The 6,904-nt window shown below is 42.9% G+C and carries 6 protein-coding genes; all 6 read right to left on the bottom strand.

Annotated features, from left to right (window positions below):
- Positions 1 to 281: 281 nt before the first annotated feature.
- Positions 282 to 2,387, bottom strand: coding sequence for an AAA family ATPase (locus tag K1J10_RS06290; RefSeq protein ID WP_223356264.1), 2,106 nt, complete (start codon positions 2,385 to 2,387; stop codon positions 282 to 284).
- 357 nt (positions 2,388 to 2,744) lie between these two features.
- A complete protein-coding gene (locus K1J10_RS06285; RefSeq protein ID WP_223356262.1) occupies positions 2,745 to 3,509 on the bottom strand; it encodes an amino acid ABC transporter ATP-binding protein in 765 nt (254 codons plus the stop codon).
- A 19-nt stretch (positions 3,510 to 3,528) separates the two neighbouring features.
- Complete coding sequence (locus K1J10_RS06280; protein ID WP_223356260.1) at positions 3,529 to 4,215, bottom strand: amino acid ABC transporter permease; 687 nt, start codon at positions 4,213 to 4,215, stop codon at positions 3,529 to 3,531.
- 3 nt (positions 4,216 to 4,218) lie between these two features.
- Positions 4,219 to 4,911, bottom strand: coding sequence for an amino acid ABC transporter permease (locus K1J10_RS06275; RefSeq protein WP_223356258.1), 693 nt, complete (start codon positions 4,909 to 4,911; stop codon positions 4,219 to 4,221).
- A gap of 66 nt (positions 4,912 to 4,977) precedes the next feature.
- Positions 4,978 to 5,856: a transporter substrate-binding domain-containing protein gene (locus K1J10_RS06270; protein ID WP_223356256.1), complete on the bottom strand. Its 879-nt coding sequence runs from the start codon at positions 5,854 to 5,856 to the stop codon at positions 4,978 to 4,980.
- Between the two features lie 27 nt (positions 5,857 to 5,883).
- Entirely contained in the window at positions 5,884 to 6,885 is a 1,002-nt protein-coding gene (locus K1J10_RS06265) for a uroporphyrinogen decarboxylase family protein (protein ID WP_223356255.1), read from the bottom strand.
- Positions 6,886 to 6,904: the final 19 nt, after the last annotated feature.

Here is a 6,904-nt window from a genome sequence, read left to right as displayed (position 1 = left end):
TGACACACTTGAAAGCTTATTTGATTAACACTCCGCAACTTTACTTGAGTGTTTACACAAAATTATTGACAGAATCGCTTCCCAAGGCATTTTCATGCTGTATTTAGCATCAATTCATGAAAAAACATACCTAATTTTTATCATTTTTCACTTTCTGGGAAAAAAAACGATAAAACTATACATTATATATTTTTTTTGTTGACATAAAAAAGGCTAAGAATTTCTTCTTAGCCTTTTTTTTATAACTGATTTTCTCTCGGTTATGGTGCTAGATATCCTAGTTATTCTTCTGAGTTTGTATTCTCTTTAATAACCAATTCTCCATCTTCCATATCCGCTAATAAGTGTTTCGCATCGAGGTGATCCAAGTGGAAGTCTGTCACTTTGTCACGGATTTGTTGTTCAACCACCCGACGGAGTGGACGTACGCCCATGACTTCATCATAGCCTTCTTCGGTCATGTATTCTTTGGCCGCATCGCTCACTGTCAAGTCGATGTCTTTCTTAGCAAGAGTTTTGTTCACTTCTACTAACATCAAGTCAACAATCTTAGAAAGGTCTTCCTTGCTCAAGTGTGAGAATTCAATGACAGCGTTGAAACGGTTCAAGAATTCAGGACGGAAGAATGGTTTCAAACGATCCAAGAGTTCTGGTTTGTCCGCATCTTCTGTCAAGTTGGCTTCGTACCCAAAGCCAGCATTTGAAGTAGCGATGATTACGGTATTCTTGAAGTTGACGGTGTTTCCTTGACCGTCAGTCAAACGACCATCATCCAAGACTTGAAGAAGGAGGGTGATGACTTGAGGGTCAGCCTTTTCAATTTCGTCAAGAAGGACGATAGAGTATGGATTACGGCGAACACGTTCTGTCAAAGTATTGTTGTTGTCGTCGTAACCGACATAACCGGCAGTTGTACCGATCAATTTAGACACGGCTGTACGGTCGCTGTATTCTGACATGTCCAAACGGATGATGGCATCTTTAGTACCAAACATATCAAGGGCCAATTGTTTAGCCAACTCAGTCTTACCGACACCAGTAGGACCTACGAAGAGGAAGCTACCGATTGGGCGGTTTCCTTCGTCAAAGCCTGCACGGTTCCGACGGATCGCTTTGGCAACGGCTTCAACAGCCTTGTCTTGACCGATAACTTTGGTTTGCAAACGGTGACCCATATCTTTCAAGCGTTCGATATCAGTTGCACCCATTTGTGATACTGGAATACCAGTCATCCGTTCGACAGACTCTGCTACGTCATTGACAGTTGCAGTCACCTTGTGATCTTCTGTATGGTTTGCAATTTGTTTTTCCAATTCTTCGATCCGAATTTTTGCATTAAGGGCTGCTTCGTAATCTTCTTTAGCAGCTGCAGCTTCTTGTTTCGCTTTTTCTTCTTCAATTTCATGTTCCACAGCATGGACATCTGTCACTGGGTGTTGTGCTGCCAAGTGAGCAGCTGTCACATCGACCAAGTCGATGGCCTTATCCGGCAAGCTACGTTGTGGAATGTATTGAACAGAATAATCAACCGCTGCTTTCAAGACTTCATCTGGCAAGACAACATTGTGGTGTTGTTGATACAATTCACGGATTCCTTGGAGAATCTTGAAGGTATCTTCAGCAGATGGAGCATTGACCTTGACTTCGTTGAAACGACGTGCAAGAGCTGCATTTTTCAAGATAGTGTTGCGGTATTCATCTTGAGTCGTTGCCCCAATCACGGTCAATTCCCCACGTGAAAGAGCTGGTTTCAAGATATCCGCAAGACCTTTTGATCCTTGACCATCCCCTGTGCTACCAGCACCAAGGATTTGGTGGATTTCGTCAAAGAAGAGGATGACATTGCCCATGGCTTTGACTTCTTGGATCATATTTTGGATATTTTCTTCGAAGCTACCACGGTATTGTGTACCAGCTTCTAGACCAGAAATATCGATGGAGATGATTTCTTTGTTCTTGATGGCTGCTGGAACATCACCGTTCACGATAGCTTGGGCCAATCCTTCTACAACAGCTGTCTTACCAACACCCGCATCCCCTACAAGGACAGGGTTATTCTTGGTACGACGAGACAAGATTTCAGCTGTTTCTTGAATTTCTTTGTTGCGTCCGATGACCGGATCCAATTTTCCTTCACGGGCTTCTTCAGTCAAGTTGCGGCCGAGCTTCGCAAGGATCCCATCTTGTTTCATTCCTTTACCTTGCTGGTGTTGCACTTGCTCGCTTCCTTCATTTGGAAGTTGTCCAGTTTGACGGTAAATAGCGAATTCTTCCGGTGTCACTTCACGACCGTTGATCATATAGCGACGGCTTTCAGAACGAAAACCACCCATGTTTCCCATTAGTTGATTGAAAAGATCATCCATATTGTTAAAGTTGTTATTCATAGTTGTTACCTCTAGTTTACATAATTTTAATTTATTCTTGAAAATGAGTAGCCGATTTGGCTACTTTACGTTTTTTACATAATTTTATTTTACTTTTAAATGAATAGCCTCGAGGGCTAGGATCTTGTATTTCTTCTTTTATCAATTAGTTTTCTATATTTTGGAAATAGCATTTCACCATCTCCTTTCCACTATTGATCCTGTAAACTCTGGAGATTTCCCCAACCTCTTTTTGTTTACATAAATTATTATAAAGTAGACTGGATTTTTTGTCAACACTTTTTTACATAATTTTTTACATTTTTTTAAAAATTTTTTCCAGACTAAAAAACACACCCTTACTAGGTGTGTCTTTTATTAAATCATGTATTCGACACTGTAGGTTGCATCGGATAGAATCCGTGAAAGGAATTGTTTGGTTCGTTCTTCTTTTGGACTGTTGAAGAATTCATGCGGTTCGTTTTCTTCGATGATGTGTCCGCCATCCATAAAGATGACGTGGTTGGCCACATCACGCGCAAAGCCCATCTCATGCGTCACCACAACCATGGTCACTCCTTCTTGGGCCAGTTGCTTCATAACACCAAGTACATCCCCTACCAACTCTGGGTCTAGCGCTGAAGTTGGCTCGTCTAGCAAGATCACGTCTGGTTTCACTGCGATGGCACGCGCGATTCCGATCCGCTGCTGCTGGCCACCTGACAATTGAGAAGGATAGTAATCCTTATAAGCAAGAAGACCAACTTTTTCAAGGGCTGATTCTGCCCGTTGGATAGCCTCTTCTTTTGGAATCTTACGGGCTACAACCAGGCCTTCTAAGATATTTTCGAGCGCTGTTTTGTTAGCGAAGAGATTATAATGCTGGAAGACAAAGGCTGTCTTTTGCCGGATTTCTAGAATCTCTTTTTTGCTGAGTTTTGAGAGGTCATATTCTTTTCCACCTAAGGTTAGGTGGCCTGTATCTGCCTTTTCCAAGTGGTTAAGGCAGCGAAGGAAGGTTGTTTTTCCTGATCCAGATGGACCCAAAATAACGACGACATCCCCTTGGTTGACCTTGAGATTGACATCTACCAGGACTTGGTGGTCCTTAAATTTTTTCGATACGTGTTCTACTTCTAACATCTTCTTATTTCTCCTTCTTCTATGCGATCGTCAGGCGTTTTTCTAAGCGATTGAATCCCCACTGAATCACCCCACAAATGACAATATAAAGAATAAAAATCACTAAATAGGATTCAAAATATTGATAGCCATAAGAGGCTTCGACCTTGGCAATGGCAGTGATATCCTTGATGGTCATGACAAAGACAAGGGAGGTTCCTTTGACCAAGTTGATAACCAGGTTACACAGATTGGGCAGGGCCGCACGCAGGGCTTGGGGAAAAACAATGCGGATATAAGCTTGGCGGTTGGTCAAACCAATGGCTTGCGCTGCTTCTAGCTGGCCCTTATCCACCGTCAGAATAGCTGACCGGAGAATTTCAGCCAGACTTCCTGTTGTCATCAAGCTAAAAATGATAAAGGCATAGTAAATGGGATTGATCTCAAAGACATTAAAGTGACTGCCTATGCTCTTAAAAAAGCTATTTAAGAGACTGGGAAAGAGACTATAAAAGAAGAGAATCAAGAGAATCGGAGGCGTCGCGCGGATAAAAGCTAAGTAAACCACTGAGAAACTGCGAACCCCTTTGACCTTATAGATCTGGCCGAGTGCCAAAAAGAGGGCTGGAAAAAAACTCAAGAGAATCGATACGACCATGATCAGAAGGGTCACTGGAACACCACCCAAGGTGGCTAGAAATGTTTTACTAATAAAATTGAAATCCATAAGCTACCTTTCTGTTACACTGAGCCGTTTTTCAAGGAGTTGAGCGGAGAAGGAAATCACAAGGGCAATTGCCCAGTAGATCACTGCTACAGCTGTATACGTCTCAAGGGAATAATTCCCAAGATTGCGGCTGATCAAGTTGTTACCTGCTCCCATGATATCGATAAAGCCAATGGTATAAGCCAAAGCGGCATCACGCATGAGGTTCAAGATAGCAGTCGTCATATTTGGAAGAGCCACGCGAAAGGCTTGAGGAAGGACAATCCGCCAAATGGTTTGAGCTGGCGTCAAGCCAATACTCAAGCCCGCTTCCATCTGCCCCTTTGGAATGGCCAAATAGGCTGCCTTGAAGACCTCGGAGATCATTGCCGCAAAGAGAAGAAACATGGCAATCAGGACAAAGACAAACTTGGACCAGTGGTCAATGTCGATGCCCAACCACCAGTTCAAAAATTGGGGCAGTCCATAAAAGACCAAAAAGAGCAAGACAATTGGAGGGGTACAACGCAAGGTAAAGACATAGCCTTTTGCCAGACCTGCTCCCACCTTCTCTTCTGATACTTGTGCCCAAGTCAAAACCAAGCCAAATGCAGAACCAAGAAGCGTCGTTAACACCATCAAAGCTAGGGTCGCTGGCAGAGCTTGGACCAAGGTTGGAAGAAATGACCAGACCTTGGAAATGTCGTATGAGACCATGTTTCTTTTCCTTTCTGTATCTGTATAGAAATAAGGAAGCTGGGGCTATACGCACCCAGTTTCATCTTATTTTTCTTTATCTACATAACTGAAGACATCTTCACCGAAATATTTTTCGGATAGTTTAGCAAGCGTCCCATCTTCTTCCAATTCTTTGATGGCCTTGCTGTAGGCTTCCGCAAATTTTTCGTTTTTCTTATCCTTATGAATCAATGGGTAAGTTGGAATTCCTTTGTAGGCAAACCAGCTAAGTTTGTCTGCATATTGGTGGTAAGAACCATCTTTATCTGTGACAGCTTTTTCAAAGGAAAGTTTGATGTCAAAGAAGCCGTCGTAACGTCCTTCCAGAACCCAAGCATAGGCATCTGCGACTTTGAAAGATTCCGCAGCTGTTAATTCGATTGGTTGGTCCTTATGCTTTTCATTGTATTCTTTAATAACATTCCATTGGGCATTTTGTGGTGAAATTGGAACCAATTTTCCTTTTTCTTTAGCAAAGTCATCGATGTTCTTGTATTTATCCGCATCTTCTTTCCGTACGGTAAATCCAATGATACTTGCACCGATTGGTTCTTTTGGAATGATAAATTTCTTGGAACGTTCTTCGGTATACCAAGCTCCTTTGGTTCCGATATCGTATTTACCAGATTCTAGACCGATCAAGAGATCGTCGTCACTGGTTCCAGTGTACTCAAACTTGTAGTCTGGTAGTTTTTCGTCAATAGCTTTGAGCACAGCTACTTCATAGCCATCTGATTCCCCTTTTTCATCAACGAAATCGTACGGCACATAGTTTTGAGTATGGGCCACTTTCAAGGTTGTTACTTTATTAGATCCTGTTGATCCTTTACTTTCGTTTGCGTGGTTCAAGCTTCGACCAATAATCGTTGCACCTGCAAGGGCAAGAACAGCCACCCCACCAATAATCCATGTTTTTTTACTCATATTCTCTTTTCTCGCTTTCTATTTTCCTTATTCTGCTGCAGCTTCACGAACCCATTCGATTCGTTCTTCATCAATGTCACTTGGAATGGTACAATCGGCACCGATGACCAAGCCTGTGGTTCCTGTCTCTGCGATGATGCGTTTGGTTTCTGCTTGGATGGCAGCCTTGTCTCCTGTGTAGAGAAGACCAGTTTTGCCATTTTCAAAACCACCGAGAACCGTGCGTCCACCGAAGATTTCGCGTCCTTCTGCTAGGCTGATGCCTTCTGGTCCGACTGCCCAGTTAATGACTGGGGCTGGATAGTCTGTGAAGAGATGGATATCATTGCGAGCTCCTTCGTAGCCACAGATATGAAGAATATTTACGCCACCAGCTTCATTGGCTGCCTCTAAGACATGGAGTTCACTCGGCGCGATGACTTGTTTGTAAACTTCCTGACTGACACGCGCATCTTGGATGCTTTGAACACTGAGGTAGATCCCGTCTGCTCCAGCTTCTTTGATGATTCGTTGGCTCAAACTTGCGATATCTTGGCCAATGGTATCCAATACTTTTTTAAGAGTGGCTGCATCTTGATCGATAAAGTTGGCGATCAAGTCATCTCCACCTGACACTTCTCCGACCAACCATTTGAAGTAGGTCACTGGAGCAAAGATGTTGTAGATGGCTACAATGTCCTCTTCAAAACCGGCCCGGATTTTTTTCACAAGCTCTACCTGTTCTGTGATCCATGGATGATCTGCTCCGAGCGGTTCAATCCCTGCTAAGTCTGAGATGTTTTCAAGGCCTTTGTGAATGGCTGGGTTTGGATAAGCAAAGTAGCCATCGCTCATGAGTTTGACAAAGTCTGGTTTGACCTTGTGTAGGAAGTTTTTATGACCCTTCAGGTTTTTTTCGATAATTTCTGGATTGGAGAATCCTTTCAACCATTCATCTTCCCTTGTAAAATGATGCCAAAATCCAACTGGCACACGATCAACCGCTTCCCCTCTGAAAGCTTTTAAAACTAATTCTCTTTTTGTGGACATGTTCTTACCTCGTTCTGTT

It is taken from the genome of Streptococcus australis (assembly GCF_019930045.1).
GTDB lineage: Bacteria > Bacillota > Bacilli > Lactobacillales > Streptococcaceae > Streptococcus > Streptococcus australis_D.
This window is presented reverse-complemented; position numbering and strand designations above follow the sequence as displayed.

Bases quoted from the DNA above. Each gene is read 5' to 3' on its own strand.
- K1J10_RS06275 (WP_223356258.1), bottom strand. From the start codon at position 4,911: ATGGTCTCATACGACATTTCCAAGGTCTGGTCATTTCTTCCAACCTTG.
- K1J10_RS06265 (WP_223356255.1), bottom strand. From the start codon at position 6,885: ATGTCCACAAAAAGAGAATTAGTTTTAAAAGCTTTCAGAGGGGAAGCG.
- K1J10_RS06285 (WP_223356262.1), bottom strand. From the start codon at position 3,509: ATGTTAGAAGTAGAACACGTATCGAAAAAATTTAAGGACCACCAAGTC.
- K1J10_RS06290 (WP_223356264.1), bottom strand. From the start codon at position 2,387: ATGAATAACAACTTTAACAATATGGATGATCTTTTCAATCAACTAATG.
- K1J10_RS06270 (WP_223356256.1), bottom strand. From the start codon at position 5,856: ATGAGTAAAAAAACATGGATTATTGGTGGGGTGGCTGTTCTTGCCCTT.
- K1J10_RS06280 (WP_223356260.1), bottom strand. From the start codon at position 4,215: ATGGATTTCAATTTTATTAGTAAAACATTTCTAGCCACCTTGGGTGGT.